At 76.3% G+C, this 19,326-nt stretch carries 17 protein-coding genes and 1 pseudogene; 9 read left to right on the top strand and 9 right to left on the bottom strand.

Going from position 1 to position 19,326, the window contains the following annotated elements; all coding sequences use genetic code 11:
* Positions 1-2 precede the first annotated feature (2 nt).
* Genes folP through ACRYM2_RS16620 form a run of 4 tightly spaced genes read left to right on the top strand, consistent with a single transcriptional unit; the run spans position 3 to position 2,273 of the window.
* Complete coding sequence (gene folP, locus ACRYM2_RS16635; protein WP_490055058.1) at positions 3-866, top strand: dihydropteroate synthase; 864 nt, start codon at positions 3-5, stop codon at positions 864-866.
* A complete protein-coding gene (folB, locus tag ACRYM2_RS16630; protein WP_432523551.1) occupies positions 863-1,276 on the top strand; it encodes a dihydroneopterin aldolase in 414 nt (137 codons plus the stop codon). Before folP ends, folB begins: the two co-directional genes overlap by 4 nt.
* Positions 1,273-1,806, top strand: a complete 534-nt coding sequence (folK, locus tag ACRYM2_RS16625) for a 2-amino-4-hydroxy-6-hydroxymethyldihydropteridine diphosphokinase (RefSeq protein WP_432523550.1) — start codon at positions 1,273-1,275, stop codon at positions 1,804-1,806. The genes folB and folK overlap by 4 nt, the downstream gene beginning before the upstream one ends.
* Positions 1,803-2,273 carry a DUF3180 domain-containing protein gene (locus tag ACRYM2_RS16620; protein WP_432523549.1) on the top strand — a complete coding sequence of 157 codons (471 nt, stop codon included), beginning with the start codon at positions 1,803-1,805 and terminating at the stop codon, positions 2,271-2,273. The genes folK and ACRYM2_RS16620 overlap by 4 nt, the downstream gene beginning before the upstream one ends.
* Positions 2,274-2,327: 54 nt before the next feature.
* Here the strand turns inward: ACRYM2_RS16620 and ACRYM2_RS16615 are convergent.
* The 5 genes and pseudogenes from ACRYM2_RS16615 to ACRYM2_RS16595 all read right to left on the bottom strand — a co-directional run bounded on the left by ACRYM2_RS16615 (position 2,328) and on the right by ACRYM2_RS16595 (position 8,475).
* Positions 2,328-2,964, bottom strand: a pseudogene (locus ACRYM2_RS16615) (methyltransferase domain-containing protein).
* 136 nt (positions 2,965-3,100) lie between these two features.
* A complete protein-coding gene (locus ACRYM2_RS16610) occupies positions 3,101-4,120 on the bottom strand; it encodes an endonuclease/exonuclease/phosphatase family protein (RefSeq protein WP_432523548.1) in 1,020 nt (339 codons plus the stop codon).
* 62 nt (positions 4,121-4,182) lie between these two features.
* On the bottom strand, positions 4,183-5,454 hold the full coding sequence (locus ACRYM2_RS16605) for a glycosyltransferase (RefSeq protein ID WP_432523547.1): 1,272 nt from the start codon (positions 5,452-5,454) through the stop codon (positions 4,183-4,185).
* Between the two features lie 112 nt (positions 5,455-5,566).
* Positions 5,567-7,078 (bottom strand): multidrug effflux MFS transporter, encoded by a 1,512-nt coding sequence (locus ACRYM2_RS16600; RefSeq protein ID WP_432523546.1) that lies wholly within the window; start codon positions 7,076-7,078, stop codon positions 5,567-5,569.
* 194 nt (positions 7,079-7,272) lie between these two features.
* A complete protein-coding gene (locus ACRYM2_RS16595; RefSeq protein WP_432523545.1) occupies positions 7,273-8,475 on the bottom strand; it encodes an ABC transporter ATP-binding protein in 1,203 nt (400 codons plus the stop codon).
* 56 nt (positions 8,476-8,531) lie between these two features.
* Here ACRYM2_RS16595 and ACRYM2_RS16590 point away from each other — a divergent pair, with 56 nt between their 5' ends.
* Together ACRYM2_RS16590 and ACRYM2_RS16585 are read left to right on the top strand one after the other, a co-directional pair.
* On the top strand, positions 8,532-9,041 hold the full coding sequence (locus ACRYM2_RS16590; protein WP_432523544.1) for a PH domain-containing protein: 510 nt from the start codon (positions 8,532-8,534) through the stop codon (positions 9,039-9,041).
* 4 nt (positions 9,042-9,045) lie between these two features.
* Complete coding sequence (locus ACRYM2_RS16585; RefSeq protein WP_432523543.1) at positions 9,046-10,542, top strand: PH domain-containing protein; 1,497 nt, start codon at positions 9,046-9,048, stop codon at positions 10,540-10,542.
* Between the two features lie 10 nt (positions 10,543-10,552).
* Here ACRYM2_RS16585 and ACRYM2_RS16580 read toward each other — a convergent pair whose 3' ends face one another.
* The 3 genes from ACRYM2_RS16580 to ACRYM2_RS16570 form a co-directional block, all read right to left on the bottom strand.
* Positions 10,553-12,058 (bottom strand): SulP family inorganic anion transporter, encoded by a 1,506-nt coding sequence (locus ACRYM2_RS16580; RefSeq protein WP_432523542.1) that lies wholly within the window; start codon positions 12,056-12,058, stop codon positions 10,553-10,555.
* A gap of 88 nt (positions 12,059-12,146) precedes the next feature.
* On the bottom strand, positions 12,147-12,302 hold the full coding sequence (locus tag ACRYM2_RS16575; RefSeq protein ID WP_432523541.1) for a hypothetical protein: 156 nt from the start codon (positions 12,300-12,302) through the stop codon (positions 12,147-12,149).
* A 92-nt stretch (positions 12,303-12,394) separates the two neighbouring features.
* Entirely contained in the window at positions 12,395-13,105 is a 711-nt protein-coding gene (locus ACRYM2_RS16570; RefSeq protein ID WP_432523540.1) for a methyltransferase domain-containing protein, read from the bottom strand.
* A 297-nt stretch (positions 13,106-13,402) separates the two neighbouring features.
* Here ACRYM2_RS16570 and ACRYM2_RS16565 point away from each other — a divergent pair, with 297 nt between their 5' ends.
* Positions 13,403-14,536 (top strand): glycosyl hydrolase, encoded by a 1,134-nt coding sequence (locus ACRYM2_RS16565; RefSeq protein ID WP_432523539.1) that lies wholly within the window; start codon positions 13,403-13,405, stop codon positions 14,534-14,536.
* 102 nt (positions 14,537-14,638) lie between these two features.
* Entirely contained in the window at positions 14,639-15,925 is a 1,287-nt protein-coding gene (locus tag ACRYM2_RS16560; protein WP_432523538.1) for an MATE family efflux transporter, read from the top strand.
* A 163-nt stretch (positions 15,926-16,088) separates the two neighbouring features.
* Here ACRYM2_RS16560 and ACRYM2_RS16555 read toward each other — a convergent pair whose 3' ends face one another.
* Positions 16,089-17,489 (bottom strand): hypothetical protein, encoded by a 1,401-nt coding sequence (locus ACRYM2_RS16555; RefSeq protein WP_432523537.1) that lies wholly within the window; start codon positions 17,487-17,489, stop codon positions 16,089-16,091.
* A gap of 309 nt (positions 17,490-17,798) precedes the next feature.
* On the opposite strand from ACRYM2_RS16555, the gene ACRYM2_RS16550 reads away from it, so the two are divergent.
* Complete coding sequence (locus ACRYM2_RS16550) at positions 17,799-19,301, top strand: GumC domain-containing protein (RefSeq protein ID WP_432523536.1); 1,503 nt, start codon at positions 17,799-17,801, stop codon at positions 19,299-19,301.
* Positions 19,302-19,326: the final 25 nt, after the last annotated feature.

Genomic DNA, 19,326 nt, shown 5'->3' with positions numbered 1-19,326 from the left:
CGGTGGGCGTGCGGGCCACGGCCCGCGCGCTGCTGGAGCCGGGCCCCACCCGCCTGCTCGGCGTCCTCAACACCACCCCGGACTCCTTCTCCGACGGCGGGCGGTTCCTGGACGCCGGCGACGCGCTGGCCCGGGGGCTGGCGCTGCGGGCGGCGGGCGCCGACCTCGTCGACGTCGGCGGGGAGTCCACCCGCCCCGGCGCCGGGCGCGTCGAGGCCGCCGAGGAGCTGCGCCGGGTGCTGCCGGTCGTGCGCGCCCTCGCCGCGGCGGGGGTCGCGGTGAGCGTGGACACCATGCGCGCCGAGGTCGCCCGCGCGGCCGTCGAGGCCGGTGCCGTGGTCGTCAACGACGTCTCCGGCGGCCTGGCCGACCCGGACATGGCCGCGACCGTCGCCGGGCTGGACTGCGCGTACGTGCTCTCGCACTGGCGCGGGCACTCCGACGTCATGACCTCGCTGGCCACCTACGACGACGTCGTCGCCGAGGTGCGCGCCGAGCTGGCCGCCCGCCTGGAGGCGGTGACCGCCGCCGGCGTCGCCGCCGAGCGCGTCGTGCTCGACCCCGGGCTGGGCTTCGCCAAGGCCGGCGAGCACGACTGGGCGCTGCTGGCCGCGCTCGAGGAGCTGGCCGCCCTGGGGCGCCCGCTGCTGGTCGGCGCCTCCCGCAAGCGCTTCCTCGGCGCGCTGCTGGCCGGCCCCGACGGCGCGGTCCCGCCGCCGGCGCAGCGCGACGCCGCGACGGCGGCGGTCACGGCCCTGGCCGCCGCGCAGGGGGTCTGGGGCGTGCGGGTGCACGAGGTGGCCCCCTCCGCCGCCGCGGTCCGCGTCGCCACCGCCTGGCGCGCGGCGGGCAGGATCGGCGCATGAGCTCCCTCGACGCCGCCGGTCCCGTCCTCGACGCGCGGGGCCGCCCCCTGGACCGCATCGTGCTGCGCGGGCTGCGCGCCATCGGCCGGCACGGCGTGCTCGAGTCCGAGCGCCGCCAGGGCCAGCCGTTCGCCCTCGACGTGGCCCTGCACCTGGACACCCGCGCCGCGGCCGCCGGTGACGACCTGGGCGCGACCGTCGACTACGGCGCGCTCGCCGAGCACCTCGTCACGCTGCTGACCGGCGAGCCCGTGCAGCTCGTGGAGACCCTCGCCGACCGCGTCGCCACCGCCTGCCTGGAGCGCTCCGCGCTCGTGCAGGCCGTCGACGTCGTCGTGCACAAGCCGCAGGCGCCCATCCCCGCCCCCTTCGACGACGTCGAGCTCGTCGTGCGCCGGACGCGCTCGTGAGCGCCGCCGCCGCCGCGTCGGGCGGGCTGCCGGGCGGGGAGCCCGGGGTGCCGGTCGTGCTGGCGCTGGGCGCCAACCTCGGGCACCGGGCGGCGACGCTGCGCGCGGCCGTCGACGCCCTCGCCGCCACCGACGGCATCGCGGTGCGCGCGGTGTCCACGATCGTGGAGACCGCCCCCGTCGGGGAGGTCCTCGACCAGCCCGACTTCCTCAACGCCGTCGTGCTCGCCGACACCGTCCTCGGCCCGCACGAGCTGCTGGCCGCCTGCCACGCGGTCGAGGCGCGCCTGGGCCTGGACCGCGCCACCAAGACGGCCGGCGGCCCCCGGGTCGTGGACGTGGACCTCGTCACCCACGGCGACCTCGTCCTCGACGGTTCCGAGGCGGGCGACGGGCTCGTGCTGCCGCACCCGCGCGCCCACGAGCGCGCCTTCGTGCTGGGCCCGTGGGCCGAGCTGGACCCGGACGCCGTCCTGCCCGGCCCGCACGGCGGCCGGGTGGCGGACCTGCTCGCGCGGATCCCCTCGTGAGGCCCTCGCGCCCCGGCCTGCTGGTGGGCCTCGGCTTCCTGGCGGCCGTGCTCACCTGGTCGGGGCTGCGGATCTGGATCGCGCGCGGCCACGCCGAACCGGAGCTGCTGTGGCGCACCACCCTGACGATCGGGCTGCTGGCGGTCGCGGTGTTCGGCCTCGGCTGGCCGGTGCGGCAGTGGGTGGCCGGGGACAGGTCCCGGCGCATCGACGCGCTGCGGGCCGCGCGCACGGCGGCCCTGGCGAAGGCGGCCTCGGTCGCCGGTGCGCTGCTGACGGGCCTGTTCGCCGGTTTCGTCGTGCACTACCTGCCGACGCTGGACATCGCGGCCCGCCGCACCCAGGCGGTCGTCGGCCTCGCCGACGTCGTGGCGTCCGTGCTGCTGCTCGTGGCGGGCCTGCTCGTGGAGCGCTACTGCCGCGTCCCTCCCGACGAGGACGAGCCCGAGGCCGAGCGCAGCCGCTGAACCGCCACCGCTGAACCGCCGCCGCGGGGCCCCGGACGGGTCCCGGACGGGGTCTCAGGCGGGTCTGCGCCAGACAGGGACGTGGGCGCGGCTGTCCGCGGTGAACCCCGCCCGGTACCAGTCCGCCCACCGCTGCTCCAGGCGCAGCCCGGCGATGCGGGCCATGAGGTCGTACTCGGCGGGCCAGGCGTAGCGGTGCCGCGAGCGGCCCGTGCTCGCCCGGCGGCAGCCGCTGCAGCTGCGGCACGCCCACCTCGACGACGGAGGCGCCGCCGGGCAGCAGGTGGCGGGCCGCGTTGCAGAAGCACTCCACCTGCTCGTCCTGCTCCAGCAGGTTGGTGGTGGTGTTGAAGACGACGTGGACGAGCGGGAACCCGCCGGGCACCCGGGTCGTCGCCATGTCGCCGAGGACGACCTCGACCGACGCGGCGGCGGGGTCGTGCGCGGCCTCGGCCCGCAACCGCGCGGCCATCGGCTCCGACAGCTCGACGCCCGTGACGTCGACGCCGCGGCGGGCCAGCGGGACGGCCACCCGGCCGGTGCCGACGGCGAGCTCCAGCGCCCGGCCGTCGCCGGCCAGCGCGGCGAGGAACTCCACCGCCGGGTCGAGGACCTCGGGCGCGAACATGCCCGCCGAGACCTCGTCGTGGTCGTGGGCGGCCTCCTCGCCCCACACGTCGGAACTCACCACCCGCACGACGCCAGGCAGGCCCGGCGCCGCCGTCGACGGGTTCTCCGGGTGCCCGGGGAAGGACTCGGGACCGGGCTGAGGACCGGGCTGAGGACCGGGCTGAGGACCGGGCTGAGGACCGGGCTGAGGACCGGGTTCAGGGCCAGGCCAGCTCGGCGACGACGGGGGAGTGGGTGCTGCCGCCGGGGTCGAGCTCGCTGTCCGCCAGCGGGGTCAGGCCGGCGACGAGGACGACGTCGACGCGGGCGAAGCCCGGTGAGCTGCCGCGGGTCAGCTGCGGGCGGGTGCCGACGGCGCGGTGCACGTCGGTCAGCCCCGAGCGGGTCAGCGAGCGCAGGGGTTCGTTGAGGTCGGAGGAGTTCAGGTCGCCGGCCAGCACGACGGCGTTCCCCTCGGCGCGCAGCTCGCGGGCGACCTCGCCGTAGCGGCGGGCCTCGGCGACGCGCACGCGGGCGGCGGCCCCGGTGTCCCCGGCGGGGTTGCGCCGCAGGCCGCGCTCGGAGCAGAACAGGCACGGCGAGGCGAAGTGGACGGACAGGACGGCCAGGCGGCGGCCGTCCACGTCGAGGACGACGACGTCGGCCGGGCGCGCTCCGGCGGGCAGGCCGCTGACGGGCCGGACCTCGAGCACGGGCCAGCGCGAGAGCACCAGGCCGTCACCGCCGGTGCGGGGAGCGCTGCCGTCGTGGCTGGAGTGGGGGTAGTGGGGGTAGCGCCGCGCCAGCCCGGCGAGCTGCCAGTCGGCGACCTCCTGCAGGGCGACGACGTCGGGCCGGGCCTGCTCCAGCAGGGCGTGCAGGCCCTCGGCGCCCGCGACGGAGGAGGTGTTGAAGGTCGCCACCCGCAGGTCGGCGGGACGGTCGGCCGGCGTGAGCCGGTTCAGCGCGTAGGGACCGACGAGGCCGCCCGCGACGACGGCGGGGACGCTGAGCGCCGCCAGCGCCCGCCAGGAGGAGGCGGCGGCGGCGAGGGGGACGAGCACGAGCGCGGGGGCCAGCCACCAGGAGGCGAAGAGGCCGAGGACGTAGCTGACGGCGTGCGCGTCGCTGGAGGCCAGGACGACGAGGACGGCGGCGGTGGCGAGCAGGCCGTAGCCGGTCCCCACCCGCCGCGACCAGGTGCGCCACCACGGGCGCCGGGTCGGCGTCGGTGGCACTCACCCAGTGTGCCGCACGGGTCCGCGGCGGACCGGCCGACCGCGGGACCGGCACGGTGCCCTCACACGCCGGCCGGGGTGCCGGGCGCCGCCGGCAGGGCGGGTGCGGCGGGCGCGACCCGGGGCAGCGCCCCGCTCGTGCGCCCGCGCAGCGCGTACAGCTCCTCGAACGCCGCGAGGGTGCGGACCTCGTCGTGCTCGGCGGCGATCTGCGCGCTGCGCGCGCCCATGCGGGCCCGCCGGTCCTCCTCGCGCAGCAGCAGGCCCAGCCGCGCCGCGAGCGCGGCCGGCCGCCCGTGCGGGAACAGGTAGCCGTTCTCGCCGTCGCGCACCAGGTGCGGCAGCGCGCACGCGTCGACGCCCAGGACCGGCAACCCCGACGCCATCGCCTCCAGGACCACCAGGCTCTGCAGCTCCGCCGTCCCGGCGTTGGCGAACACGTCGCAGGCCAGGTAGGCGGTCGGCAGCTCCTCCTCGGGCACGAAACCGGTGAGGACGACGCGGTCGGCGATCCCCAGCTCGGCCGCCCGCCGCACCAGCGCCGGGCGCAGCGCGCCGTCGCCGACGACGAGCAGCTGCGCGTCGAGCGCGGGGTCGGCGCGGTGGAGCAGGGCCAGCGCGTCCACGAGCTCGGCGACGTTCTTCTCGGGCGCGAGCCGGCCCACGTACCCGACCGTCGGGCGGTCCGGGACGCCGTGGCGGGCCCGGAAGCCCGAGCGCGCCCGCCCGGTGGGGTCGGGGGCGAAGCGGCGCAGGTCCATCCCGCAGGAGATCGGCAGCACCGGGCCGGGGATCCCCGCGCGCTCGGCCAGCGCCGCCGCGAACGGGGTGGGTGCGGTGACGACGTCGGCGCGGGTGAACACGGCGGCCGCGTCGGCCCAGGCCCAGCCGTGCACGGCCTGCTGCCCGCGCGCGCCGAGGGGGAGGTGGTGGGTGAGGTTCTCCGGCATGAAGTGGTTGGTGGCGACGACGGGGACGCCGAGCCGGTTCGCGGCGGTGACCAGGGCGCGCCCCAGCAGGAAGTGGCTCTGCACGTGCACGACGTCGGGGCGCACCTCGCGCAGGGTCCGGGTGAGGGTGCGCACCAGCCCGGCGGGCGGGCAGAACCGCAGGCCGGTGCCGCCGACGACGACGGGCAGGGCGCGGACGCGGTGCTCGACGACCTGGCTCCCGCCGGGCACCGGGGTGGTCGCGGTGGTGCTGCGCAGGCCGCGCGCGGGTGCCACGACGTGCACCTCGTGGCGGGCGGCGAGGCCGGTGGCCAGCCGCTGCGCGAACGTCGAGGCGCCGTTGACGTCGGGGGCGTAGGTGTCTGCTCCGAGGAGGATTCTCATGGCTGGAGCGTTCCGCCGCGGCCGGTGCCGGCGCATCGCCCGCGGGGACCGTTCCGCACCCCACGCCGGTGCCGGGTCGGCTACCTCCCCGGTAGGGGGTCCGCCGCCCGGGTCAGCCGGTGGCCGCGCTGCGGCGGGCGCGCACCGCGACCGCGAGCGCCACCGTCGAGGCCGTCGTCGCGCCCAGCATGACGCCCGCCATGGCCAGCGCGTCCCCGCCCAGCGCCCCGGCGACGATGCCGATGCCGCCGCCGACACCGGACTGCGCGGCGGTGATGAGCGCCGCGGCCGAGCCGGCGGTGCTGCCGTGCTCGGCCAGGGCGAGGGTGACCGCGTTGGGCGGCACGAGGCTGCCCGTGCCCAGCAGCAGCCACAGCGGCACCAGCAGGCCGACGAGCCCGCCGGCCCCGGTGAGGACCACGACCAGCAGCACGGCGGCCAGGACGAGCGTGGCAGGCACGGCCACGCGCAGCAGCCGGGCCGGGGGCACGCGCGTCACCAGCGCCGCGTTCACCTGCGAGCCGCCCACGAGCGCGACGCCGTTGAGGGCGAAGACGAGGGCGAACTGCGTGGGGGACAGCCCGTGGACCTCCTGCAGCACGAACGGCGACACCGAGACGTAGCAGACGATGACGGCCATCGCCAGGCCCGGCAGCACCGCGAAGGCGACGAACCGCACGTCGCGCAGGAGCCGGGCGTAGGTCACCAGGGCGTGGCCGACGCCCCCGGTGGACCCGCCGGCAGGTGCACCGGCGGTCCCACCGGCGGTCCCACCGGTGGTCCCGCCGGCGGGCCGGCGGGTCTCCGGCAGGCGCCGCCAGACGGCGAGCAGGAGGGCGACGCCGGCGAGGGCCAGCGCGACGAAGACGAACCGCCACCCGGTCACCCCCGCCAGCGCGCCGCCGACGGTGGGGGCGAACAGCGGTGCGACGCCGATGACGAGCACGAGGCGCGACATCAGCCGCGAGGCCACCGGGCCGGTGAACAGGTCGCGCACCACGGCCATGGCGGTGACGGCGCCCGCCGAGACGCCGACGCCCTGCACGAAGCGCAGCGCCACGAGCAGCGGCAGGCTCGGGGCCAGCAGGCAGCCCAGGGACGCCAGGACGAACAGCGCGCACCCGACGACGACCGGGGGCCGGCGGCCGAAGCGGTCGCTGAGCGGGCCGACGACGAGCTGGCCCAGCGCCATCCCCACGAGCACGACGGTGATCGTCAGCTGCGTGGCGGAGGCCGAGACGCCGAGGTCGGAGGCCACCTGCGGCAGCGAGGGCAGGTACAGGTCGGTGTTGACGGCGCCCAGCGCCGCCATCGACCCCAGCAGCACGACGAGGCCGAGGGTGCCGCGCGGTGCCGGGCGGGGAGCGGGTGCGGTGAGCAGCTCCGGCGACCCCGGCCCGGCGAGCGAGGGCTCGACGTCGGCGGTGGCCGCGTCGGCGACCGCCACGGCGGGGTCGGGGACCTCCCCCGAGCGCACGCCCGCGCGGGGGTCGGTGCGGGGGTCGGTGCGGGGGTCGGCGCGCCGCGGCGGGGCGGGCACCCGCGGTGCCGGGCCCGCGGGCGGGGGAGCGGGTGCGGGCGGGGCGGCGGAGGCGGGTCCGGGTTCGGGGGCGCGGCGGGACATGCGGGGGCGGGGTCTCCTCGGCGAGGGGGCGGCACGGGCCGTGCGCGGACGTCCGGGCCGGCACGAGGTCCACGACCCGTTGCCCGGGCGTACCGGGGGGGTTCCCCGGGCCGACGGCGCTGAAACGTGGCAACCGGTGCGCCGCGCCCCGTGGGCGCCCGGGTGGGGCCTCAGGCGGGGCCTCAGGCGGGGCCTCAGGCGGGGACGTCCCGGCGCAGCGCGGTGTGCACGACGTCGGGGGTGAGGACGCCGACGAACTCCTCGCCGTCCAGGACCGGCAGGAACCGCAGCTCCTGGGCGAGCAGCGTCGAGAACGCCGTGCGCATGGTCTCCACGGCCTGCACGGTGACGTCGAAGGGGCGGACGTGGTCGCCCACCCGGCCGGCCCGCTCACCGCGGCGCATCGCCTCGGTGAGCGGGCCGCGCGGCACCCACCCGACGAGGCGGCCGGGGTCCCCCTGCAGCACCAGCGCCCACGAGCGCCCGTCGACCTCCATCGCGGTGGCGGCGTAGGCGACGCCGTCGCCGGGGGCCAGCACGAGCGGGTGCTCGAGGTCCTCGGGGCGGATCGGCGTCACCGCCAGCCGGCGCAGCCCGCGGTCGGAGCCGATGAACCGCACGACGAACTCCGAGGCGGGGTCGGACAGCAGCGTCCCGGGCGCGGCGTACTGCTCCAGCACGCCGCCGACGGAGAAGACCGCGATGCGGTCGGCGAGCTTGACGGCCTCGTCGAGGTCGTGGGTGACGAACAGGACGGTCTTGCCCAGCTCCTGCTGGATGCGGCGGAACTCCGTCTGCAGCCGGTCGCGGACGACGGGGTCGACGGCTCCGAACGGCTCGTCCATGAGCAGCACGGGCGGGTCGGCGGCCAGCGCGCGGGCGACGCCGACGCGCTGCTGCTGCCCGCCGGACAGCTGCGCGGGGTAGCGGTCGCCGTGCGCCCACGGGTCCAGCCCGACGAGCTCGAGCAGCTCGTCGGTGCGGGTGCGCACCACCGCGGCGTCCCAGCCCAGCAGCCGCGGCACGGTCGCGACGTTCTGCCGCACGGTGCGGTGCGGCAGCAGCCCGCCGGCCTGGATGACGTAGCCGATGCCGCGGCGCAGGGCGACGGCGTCGACGTGGGCGTTGTCGCGGCCGTCGACGACGACGCGCCCGCCGGTGGGCTCGACGAGCCGGTTGACCATCCGCAGGATCGTCGACTTCCCGCAGCCGCTGGGCCCCACGAGGGCGACCAGCTCACCGCGGCGCACGCCCATCGTCAGCTCGCCCACGGCGGGTGCGGAACCGGGCCTGCCGTAGCGCTTGGTCACCTGCTCGAAGCGGATGACCTCGTCCTCGGGCTCGTCCGGGTACCCGTCCCCGGGTGCGCCGCCGGCCCGGTCCTGCGCGTGGATCACCCCGGCAGCCTCGCCGAGCCGGCTCCGCGCCGCAACGCATCTGGCAGGGTGGGGCCATGCCAGCCGGTCCCGTGCCCGCCGCCGCGCCGGACCCGTTCGCGCCGGACGACGTCGTCTGGCAGCGCATCTCGCCGCGCTACGCCACCGCGCAGCGCACGGCGAGCGCGCTCTTCTTCGGGGTGCTGCTCGTCGCCGCGGTGGTGCTGACCGTCCTGCTCACCCGCTGGGTGGCCTTCGCGGCCGCCGCGGTGCTGGTGTGGTGGGCGTGGGACTTCTGGCTCGTGGGCCGGCAGGTGCCCGCGTGGGGCTACGCGGAGCGCGACGACGACCTGCTCGTGGTGCACGGGATCCTCTTCCGCTCCCTGGTGGTCGTGCCCTACGGGCGCCTGCAGTACGTCGACGTCGAGGCGGGGCCGGTCGACCGCAGGTTCGGGCTGGCCAAGGTGCAGCTGCACACGGCCGCGCCGGGTTCGGACGCCGCGATCCCGGGCCTGCCGCCCGCCGATGCGGCGCGGCTGCGCGACCGCCTGGCCGCCCGCGGCGAGGCGCGGCTGGCCGGGTTGTGACGCCGTGACGCGAGGACCGGCCGAGCGACCGGCCGAGCAGCCCGCCGAGCAGCCCGCCGTCGCGGACGTGCCGCCGGAGGTGGTGGCGCGGCTGGACGCGCCGACCCGCGAGGTGCTCGCCGACCCCGGCTGGCGCCGGCTGCACCCGGTGACGCCGGTGCTGCGGACGTGGAAGGTGGTCGCCGCCGTCCTCGCGGTCGTCGTCGGCCAGAACGTCGACGACATCTGGCGCCTGGAGCTGCCCGGCTGGGTGGTCACGCTCTCGGTCCTGGGCGGGGTGGTGGCGCTGTCCCTGGTGGGCGCGGTCTACAGCGCGCTCGCCTGGCGCCGCACCCGCTACCGCATCGACGCCGAGGCCGTGCACGTCGAGCGGGGGATCCTGTGGCGCCAGCAGCGGCGCGCGCAGCTGGACCGGCTGCAGGCCGTCGACGTGGTCCGCCCCCTGCTGGGCCGGCTGTTCGGCCTCGCCGAGCTGCGCCTGGAGGTCGCGGGCGGCTCGGGCAGCAAGGTGTCGCTGGCGTACCTGCGCGAGGAGGAGGCCCAGCGGGTCCGCAACGCGCTGCTCGCGGCGTCGGCGGGGGTCGTCGTCGCCGAGGGCGAGGACGCCCCCGAGGCGCCGCAGCGGGACGTGGTCGAGGTGCCGCCGGGCCGGCTCATCGCCTCCACGCTGCGCTCGGGGCTGACGGTGTGGGCGGTGCTCGGCCTCGTCGGCATCGGGATCGGCTGCTGGTTCGCCGGCAGCCTCACGCCGCTGTTCGCCTCGCTGGCCGGTGTCCTGGGGCTGGTGTCGGCGGTCTGGCAGCGCTTCAGCCGCGGGTTCAACTTCACCGTCGCCGACTCCCCGGACGGGGTGCGGATGACGCACGGCCTGCTGGAGCAGCGCTCGCAGACGGTGCCGCCGGGGCGGGTGCAGGCGCTGCAGGTCAGCCAGCCGCTGCTGTGGCGCAGCGCGGGCTGGTGGCGCGTGGAGGTCAACGTGGCCGGCTACTCGGGCGGGTCCGCCGGCGAGGCCGAGCAGAGCACCGTGCTGCTGCCCGTGGGCACCTTCGACGAGCTCGCGCACGTCCTGGAGATCGTGCTGCCCGACCTCGGCACCGGCGACGAGCCGCCGCTGGAGGTGGTGCTGGCGGGGCTGACCGGCCGCGACCGCGACGGCGGGTTCACCCCCGTGCCGCGGGCGGCGCGCTGGCTGGACCCGCTGAGCTGGCGCCGGCGCGGCTACCGGATCACCGAGCACGCCTTCCTGGCGCGCGGCGGCCGCTTCGTGCGGCTGCTGGACGTCGTCCCGCACGCGCGCACCCAGAGCCTGGCCCTCGTGCAGGGACCGCTGCAGCGCCGGCTCGGGCTGGCCAGCGTCGTCCTGCACTCCACCCCCGGGCGGGTCAAGCCGCGGGTGGACCACCTCGACGGGGCGACCGCCGCGCACCTGCTGGCCGAGCAGGCCGTGCGGGCGCGCACGGCCCGCGCCGGTGCCGGGCCGGAGCGCTGGATGACCCGCTGACCGCCCGGCCTCAGGCGGTGCCGGTCCGGCCGGCGAGCCGGTCGTGCAGGGCGGCGGTGGCGGGGTTCATCCCGACGATCTCGGCGCGCTTGCCGTGCTCGGCGTACTTGCGCTCCACGGCGTCCAGCGCGGCGATCGAGGAGGCGTCCCAGACGTGGGCGTCGCTGAAGTCGATGGTGACCCGCTCCGGGTCGCCCGCGTAGTCGAACTGGGTCACCAGGTCGCCGGAGGAGGCGAAGAAGACCTGCCCGTGCACCGCGTAGCGGCGGTGCCCCTCCTGCTCGCCCTCGGCCGTCACCTCGACGAGGTGGGCGACGCGGCGGGCGAAGAGCACGCACGCCAGCAGGGTGCCGCCGAGCACGCCGTAGGCGAGGTTGTGGGTGAGCAGCACGATGACCACGGTCACCGCCATCACCGCGGTCTCGCTGCGGGGCATGGCCCGCAGGGTCGCCGGCGCCACGCTGTGCCAGTCGAAGGCGCCGTAGCAGACGAGGAACATCACGGCGACGAGCGCGGCCATCGGGATCCGCGCGACGACGTCGCCCAGGCCGACGACGAGGACGAGCAGGAAGGCGCCGGCGAGGAAGGTCGACAGCCGGGTGCGGGCTCCGGAGACCTTGACGTTGATCATGGTCTGGCCGATGACGGCGCAGCCGCCCATGCCGCCGAACAGGCCGGTCGCGATCTGCGCGGTGCCCTGGCCGATGCACTCGCGGGTCTTGGAGGAGCCGGTGTCGGTGAGCTCGTCGACGAGCTGGGCCGTCATGAGCGACTCCATGAGCCCGACGAGCGCGACGCCCACGGCGTACGGGGCGATGGTGCGCAGCGTCTCCAGGGTCAGGGGCACGTCGGGCAGGCCGAGCGCGGGCAGCGCGTGCGGCAGGGCCCCGTCGTCGCCGACCGTGCGGACGTCCACGTGCAGCACGACGGTCAGCACCGTCAGGACGGCCACGGCGATCAACGGCGCCGGCACCGAGGTGGTCACGCGCGGCACGAGGACGAGCAGCGCCAGCCCCGCCAGCAGGACCGCGTAGCCGGCCGCGCCCGCGTCGCGCAGGTTGGGCAGCTGGGCCAGGAAGATCGAGATGGCGAGCGCGTTGACGAAGCCCGTCGTCACGCTGCGCGGGACGAAGCGCATGAGCCGGGCGACCCCGAGCAGCCCGAGCGCGATCTGCAGCGCCCCGGCCAGCAGGACCGCCGCGACGAGGTGGCCGACGCCGTGCTCGCGCGAGAGCGGTGCGACCACGAGCGCGACCGCACCGGTGGCGGCGGAGATCATCGCGGGCCGGCCGCCGACCACCGAGGTCGTGACGGCCATGACGAAGGAGGAGATCAGCCCGACGCGGGGGTCGACACCGGCGACCAGCGAGAACGAGATGGCCTCGGGGACGAGGGCGAGGGCCACGACGAGCCCGGCCAGCACCTCGGTCCGCAGGACCGTCGCGGAGCGCAGCCACGCCGGCCGGGGCAGGGCCCGGGGCAGGGCGGTGCTGCGCGGGGCGGGGACGGAGGGCACCCCGGGACTCTAACCTCGCGTCAGGGTGCCCTCGGCGCCCGCCGGCGCGCGCACCGCCCGATCAGCCCCGCCGATCGGCCTCCGCCGATCAGCGCGGGCGCTGCTTGGAGCGCAGCTGCGACACCGCGTCCGTGATCCTGCGCCGCGTCGCGGGGTCCTTGGCGGCGCGCTGCACCTGCTCGGCCAACCGCCTGCCCTGCGGCGATGCGAGGAACTTCCCGACCTTGCCGACCAGTCCAGCCACTGCTCTCCCTCTCCCGTCCGTCGCGTCGATCGCGCCTGGGAGGACAACGGTCGCGCCTGCCGGGCGGTTCTGCCAGCCCAGCGCCGGCGGGGTCAGTCCTTGCGCAGCACGAGCGCGACGTCGGTGACCGTGAACAGGAAGTGCCCGGCGCGCGCCGTGCGGCGCAGCCCCTCGATCCAGCCGGCCGCGCGGGCGGCCAGGCCGGGGTCGTCGGCGACCGCGGCGAGGATGCCGGTGGCGACCTTCCAGGCCACGGACCCCTCGTCGAAGCGGCGGTGCGGGTCGGCCCACGAGTGCACGCTCTCCAGGCGGAAGGGGCTGGCCGCCGCGTGCCGCAGCAGCTTGCGGCCGGCGAAGCCGTCGACGCGGGCGCCGGCGGCGGGCGCGTGGGCGACGAAGCGGTCCAGCAGCAGCCGGGTGAGGTGGTCGTCCTCGCTGGTGAACAGCGCGGTGTCCCAGTCGGAGTGGGCCAGGACCGCGACACCGCCGGGGCGCAGCACGCGGTGCACCTCGGCGAGGTGGGCGTCGACGTCGGCCAGGTGCTCGACGGCGTTGAGGGAGACGGCCACGTCGGCGGCGCCGTCCTCCAGCGGCAGGTCCGCGAGGTCGGCGATGTGGGCGCGCACGCGCTCGTCGAGCAGGAGGTCGTCGTCGAGGGCGGAGCCGACGTCCACGGCGTGCACCAGGCGCGGGCGGGAGGCCAGCAGCGCCCGGGTGGTGCGGCCGCTGCCGCACGCGAGGTCGAGGGCCACCGACCCCTCGAAGGGCCGCGCCAGCGTCGCCACGTTCTCGAACCGACCCACGGCGGCAGCCTACGAGCTGGGCGCTCCCCGCGGCAGCAGCGCCGCGACGGCGAGCGCGCGCCGCACCCGCCCGGTCACGGTCGGTCGCAGGTGCCGCAGCGGTCCGTGACGGCGTGCGCCCATGCGGTCGAAGATTCCGTGAACGAGCACTCTCACGTAGCGGCAAGGTGCGCCGGACTCGCCTACAGTTCTGAGCAGCGCCGCAGGGCGTGCGCATGGCCGGGGGGCGGTGCGGTCGACGGTGACGGGGGTCGGTCGACGACACCCGTCCGAGGGGGAAGGCGGAGCTGCGCAGTGGTGGACACGACGCACCAGGAGAGCCCTGCGACCGGATCTCCCGGGCCGCGCCGGCCCGGTCGCCGCAAGGTCGTCGGCACCGGCATCGGCGTGGCCGCGGCCGCGCTGGCGGGCGGCGGGGTCTGGTGGGCGACGCGCGGGGACGGCGAGGGCCCCGACCCGGTGCCCGCACCGGAGTGGACGCCGAAGGCGCACGTGGCCGCGGCGGACCTGGACACCAAGTGGGTCGGGGTCCAGACGCACACCGTGTCGGTGGCCGAGGACTTCGAGGCCTGGCTCGGTCGCCCGCTCGACTGCGTCGTCGTCTTCGGCTCCGAGAACGACTGGGCCGCCATCGAGGGCCCCTGGTTCGCGATGGACCCGCCGCAGGGCCAGGACTGGGGCGCGTGGGTGCGCGAGGACCCCGACAACCGCACGCTCGTCGTCTCCACGGCGATGGTCCCCAAGGACCCGCCGTCCGACTGGCGCGAGCGCGGTGCGGCCGGGGAGTACGACGAGCACTGGAAGGCGTTCGGGCGCAACCTCGTCTCCACCGGGCTGGGCTCGTCGATCGTGCGGATCGGCTGGGAGCTCAACGGCGACTGGTACGAGACCCACTACGTCGGCGAGACCGCGGAGCAGCGCGAGCAGTGGAAGGAGTACTTCCGCCGCATCGTGATGGCCATGGAGGTCGAGGGTTCCGACTTCGAGGTCGACTTCAACATCGCCGAGGGCCCGCAGGACTCGGTGTCGATCGAGGAGCTGTACCCCGGCGACGAGTACGTCGACATCATCGGCATCGACGTCTACGACTCCTACATCTCGCCCATCGACCCCGGTGCCCGCTGGCAGGCCAAGGACGAGAAGGTCAACTCCGTCTCCGCGGTCGTGGAGTTCGCCCGCCTGCACGACAAGCCGGTGAGCTTCCCCGAGTGGGCCATGGTCGCCGAGGGCGACACCCAGGGCGGCGGGGACAGCCCGGAGTTCATCGACCAGATCGCCGACGTCGTGGCGTCGGCCGACGTGCGCTACCAGGCGTACTTCAACTCCCCCGAGGGCGGGGTCGGCATGACCCTGGACGACGCCCCCGAGGGGTCGGCGCGCTTCCGCGAGCGCTTCGGCGCATCGGGTGACGCCGCCTCGACCGCGTCCTGAGCCGGTGCTCGGCGGAGTACCGTCGGGACCCTGCGTCCTGCCGGCGAGGCTGACGAGTCCGAGACCCGCGTCGCCCGGGCGCGCCAGTAGGGGGGAACAACGGTGAGGCTGCTCGCCAAGCTGCGTGGAGCGGGCATGACCCGCGGCGTCTGGAACATCGCCGACCAGCTGGTCTCCAGCGCCAACAACTTCCTCGTGCAGATCGTCATCGCGAAGTCGGTCAGCGAGGGGGACTTCGGCACCTTCGCCATCGTCTTCTCGATCTTCTCGGTCGCGACGGGGTTCTTCCGGGCGCTGGCCACCTCACCGGTGGGCATGCGCTTCGCGGGCGCCTCCGACGAGGAGTTCGGCAGGGTCACCGCCGCCTCGACCGGGCTGGCCCTGGGCGGGTCGCTGCTGGTCGGCCTCGGCCTCGTGGCGACCGGCGTGCTGGCCCCCTTCGGGACGGTGCTCAGCCACAGCCTCGTCGCGCTCGGCGTCGTCCTGCCGGGGCTGCTCATGCAGGACGCCTGGCGGCAGGTCCTCTTCGCGCGCCTGCGCCCGGCCGCGGCCTGCGTGCTCGACGGCACCTGGGGCGTGCTGCAGCTGCTGGCCGTCCTCGTGCTCTTCACCAGCGGCGTGCACAGCGTCCCGGCCTACGTCCTCGCCTGGGGCGGTGCCGCGCTGGCGGCCTCCTTCGTCGGGCTGGCGCAGATGCGCCGGCGCCCCCGCCTGCGCCGCGCGGTCGGCTGGCTGCGCGAGCAGTCCTCCACCACCCGCTACCTGGTGCCCGAGTACGTGCTCCTGCAGTCCGGCGCCCAGATCGCCGTGTTCGTCGTCGCCGCCGTCGCGGGCACCGCGGCCGCGGGTGCGCTGCGCGGCGGCAACATGCTCACCGTCCCCGCGACGATCATGTCGACCGGCCTGATGACCTTCGCCGTGCCCGAGCTGTCCCGCCGGCGCGCCGCCATGGCCCGCCGGCAGTGGACGTGGGCCGCGCTGGCCATCTCCGGCCTCGTCGTGGTGACGGGCGTCGCCTGGGGTTCGCTCTTCCTGCTGCTGCCCGACGGCGTGGGCCTGGCCCTGCTCGGCGACACCTGGGCGGGCACCGAGGAGGTCCTCGTGCCGATCATCGTCGGCCAGGCCGGGTCGGCGTTGTCCGTCGGTCCCGCCGCGGTGCTCTACGCCAACGAGGGCGCCCGGCTGACGCTGCGCCTGCACGTCGTCTACGCCGTCCTGCTCGTCGTCGCCTCGACCGTCGGGGCCCTCGGGTGGGGCGCGGTCGGCACCGCGTGGGGCATGGCCGCGGCCTTCTGGCTCACCGTGCCGTGGTGGTACCTGGCGGTGCACCGCCACGTCCGCCGGCCGGTGACGCCGACGTCGAGCGTGGAGCCGACGCCCATCGGGTGAGCGCACCCGCGCGGCGCGCGGGGGACGAGGGAGGGGACGGACCACCGGGTCCGTCCCCCTCCCTCGTCCCCGGGCCCGTCGGCGGGGCGGGGAGCTGCGCCCCGCTCACCCGCCGACGGCGCTCACCGCCGACGGGTGCCCCCCGGCGACGCCGGCGCCGGTTTCAGCGCAGGCCGTTCGGCGCCGCCGGGGGCACCGTGACCGCGACGGCCGGGCGGGTGGGCTCCTCCGTCCGCGGCCGCTCCGCCCGGCGGGCCGCCCGGCGGGCCGCGGTGAGCTCCGCCTCGAAGCGGTGGCCGATGAAGAGCGAGGACAGCGGGACGAGCACGTAGAGCACCTGCGGCTGCAGGAGCGCTCCGGTGAGGAAGGCGTTGGCGAAGATGCCGGTCCACGCCAGCGTCGGCGCGGGGGAGCGGCGCACGACCGCGAGGGCGACGAAGCAGCCGAACAGCACGGCGGAGAGCACGCCGTACTCCATGACCAGCTTGGCCAGGCCGGAGAAGTTGATGGGCAGCCCGGTCTGCTGGAAGATCCGGTCCGCCAGGTCGTCGGCCCGCCCGGCGCCCGCGCCGACGAGGATCGACAGCGGGTCCTCGCTCCAGGAGTCCAGGATCCGCTGGTAGGGCTGGACGAAGCGCAGGCTGCCGCTGGAGTTCGTCTCGGAGGTCTCCCCCGCCCGGTCGGCGATGATCGCGCCGAAGGGCGTGGCCAGGGCGACGGGCACCAGCACCAGGACCGCGACGACGATGCGCGCGGTCCAGCGCCCGCCGCGCCGCACGGCGAGCAGGGCGACGCCGAACGCGGCGAACAGCAGGCCGGTCCCGGAGATCGCGCAGACCAGCGCGGCGACGAGCAGCAGCACCCGCCACCACGCCGCCCGGCGCACCAGGACGCTCAGCAGCGCCATCGCCAGGAACTGCGCGTAGATGGAGGGTTCCAGGAAGGCGAACCCGTTCGCCTTGATGATCGGGGAGCCGTACTGGATCGGGTAGCTCGTGTTGTACCCGGTGAACAGCAGCGCCTTCGGCACGTAGGTCAGGACGTAGTCGACGTAGGTCCACGCACCGGCCGCCTGGGCGGCGGTCTGGGCCACGCCCACGCCGGCGAAGACGAGCATGATCGCCTCGAAGCGCTCGAGCACGCGCTCGTAGAGGTGGTGGCGCGCCGGGTGCAGGCGGAACGCGAAGACGACCCAGATGACCGGCAGGTAGACCAGCGAGGTGATCCCGCCGTACCCGGAGCGGACGAGGACGACCCCCGCGCACAGGAAGCACGCCGTCATGGCGAGGACGAAGACGCGGGTCGCGGCCCGGTTCTCGACGACGTCGCCGTGGTAGAGCAGGTACGCCAGGCCACCGGCGGCCACCAGCACGCTCACCGACAGCTGGACGCCGCCCAGCGGGACGCCGAACCGCTGCAGCAGCGTGAGGGAGAGCAGCAGGGTGGTGGTGAAGGCCAGCACCCGGCGGTCGGCCCGCGTCGTGGACCCCCTGCCGCGCCACCGCCCGCTGCCGCCGCTCTCGTGGTCCCCGGCGGGCCGGCTCAACGGGTAGGACGTCGTCACGCGGGTGCCCCCGGTACTGGTAGGAGAAGTGTGAACGCTGGACGGGTGTGCCTCCGGCCGTCCTGTCGCGTGCCATGGTAGGTCGAGCACACCGCCGGAACGGCCGGATCCACCACGGGAACGGCCATCCGAGTGCTGTGCGTGACGGCGTCATCCATGTGGAGTGACGGACCGCTGCTCCGAGCGGGTGCAAGGACTCGTCCGGCCCCCTCGAGCGGCAGCGTGCGTCCGGTGCCGGGTGGAATAGTGACCGCGGGACGGCCGATCACGGCCGACGGGTGGGAACACCCGGGGGGAGCAGGAGGAAGCGTGGCAGCGACTGCAGGGGGAAGTCCCGAGCGACACGGCTCGGGCGCGTGGGCGGCTGTCTTCCGCCACCGGTGGAAGGTCCTCGTCGTCGCGGTGCTCATGGCCGTCGCCGGCTACTTCGGGGCCGGGGCGCTCATCGCGCCCACCTACTCGGCCACGGCCACCATCACCTTGGGCAAGGACCGCCCGTTCGACCCGACGGCGACGGGCAACAACGCCGCGCAGCTGGGCGACCCGACGCAGTGGGCGGCCCTGCAGGCGGCGGTCGTCGACTCCAGCAGCGTCCTGGACGCCGCGCTGTTGCCCGTCGCGACCGGTGTGGGCGCCGAGACCGTGCAGGTCCCGGTGGACGAGGCCGCCGACTTCCGCGACGGCCTCACGGTGACCCCGATGACGGACACCAACCAGATCACGGTCACCGCGACCGCCGACTCCGCGCAGGGCGCCGCCGACATCGCCGACGCGGTCGCCTACGCCTACCAGGCGCAGTCGCTGGCCTCGGTCGTCGCGGCCCGCGACGCGGCGCTGGCGAACATCGCCGCCAGCGACACCGCGCAGGAGCAGCAGGTCAACATCGCGGCGACCACCTACGGCTCGGGGGTGTCGAACATCGACGCCGCGACGACGCCCACCAGCGCCTCGCCGCCCTACCCCTGGCAGGTCGGCCTGGTGGCCGGCATCGTCGGCCTGCTGGCCGCCGCCGGCGCGGTGGCGTGGGCCGCCCACCTCAAGCAGCGGGTCACGGCGCCGCCGCTGGTCGACGTCGCCGAGCTCGCGCGCTGGAGCTCCCTGCCCTCCCACCGGTCGCTGAGCGACCCGCTGAGCGAGCCGAGCCGCAGCGCCGGCGTCGTCCTGGTCGGCCTGCAGCACCTCGGCCACCTGCGCACGCCCCGGCTGGAGATCGGCAGCATCCTCGTCACGGCCGCCTCCGGCAGCGCGGGTGCGCTGGCCACCGGCCTGGCCGCCTCGGCCGCCCGCGCCGGCCGTCGTGTCGTCCTCGTCGACGCCGACGAGAACGGCAGCCGCCTGGGCCGCCTCGGCGCCCCGGTGGAGCCCTCCCCGCACGTGCTGCCCGAGGGCCGCTGGAGCGAGGAGATCCGCCCCTGGGTCATCGGCGGCGGCGCCGTCGTCGGCGTCCTGCCGCTGGACGCGCGCTCCCTGCAGCCCCACGCGGTGGGGGCGGGGGTCCGCCACCTCGTGGAGTCCGGCCACCTGGTGATCTTCGTCGGCGGTTCGGTCGTCTCCAGCCCGGTGACGTTCGCCGTGGCCGGCGAGGTGGACGCCGTCCTGGTCCAGGTCGAGGCCGACCCCCGCGCGGAGGTCGTCAGCAAGACGATCAACCAGCTGTCCATCGCGGCTCCCGCGGTCGTCGCGCAGGTCGTCGTCGAGGACGTCGGCAGCGGCGGCGGTGGCGCCGAGCCCGGCCGCGCCGAGCACCGCCCGCGCCAGGTCGCGCCGGCACCGGTGCCCGACCAGGAGGTCTCCGCGGGCCGCCGCGGCTGATCCCGCGGCCGCGACGACGACGGGC

The sequence above is a fragment of the Kineococcus aridisoli genome (genome assembly GCF_050871885.1).
In the GTDB taxonomy this organism is placed as follows: domain Bacteria; phylum Actinomycetota; class Actinomycetes; order Actinomycetales; family Kineococcaceae; genus Kineococcus.
The sequence above is the reverse complement of the archived record's forward strand: the minus strand, read 5'-3'. Positions and strand labels throughout refer to the sequence as shown.

Coding starts and splice junctions, on each gene's coding strand:
- ACRYM2_RS16590 (WP_432523544.1), top strand. CDS start 8,532: ATGCCAGCCGGTCCCGTGCCCGCCGCCGCGCCGGACCCGTTCGCGCCG.
- ACRYM2_RS16600 (WP_432523546.1), bottom strand. CDS start 7,078: ATGTCCCGCCGCGCCCCCGAACCCGGACCCGCCTCCGCCGCCCCGCCC.
- folB (WP_432523551.1), top strand. CDS start 863: ATGAGCTCCCTCGACGCCGCCGGTCCCGTCCTCGACGCGCGGGGCCGC.
- ACRYM2_RS16605 (WP_432523547.1), bottom strand. CDS start 5,454: ATGAGAATCCTCCTCGGAGCAGACACCTACGCCCCCGACGTCAACGGC.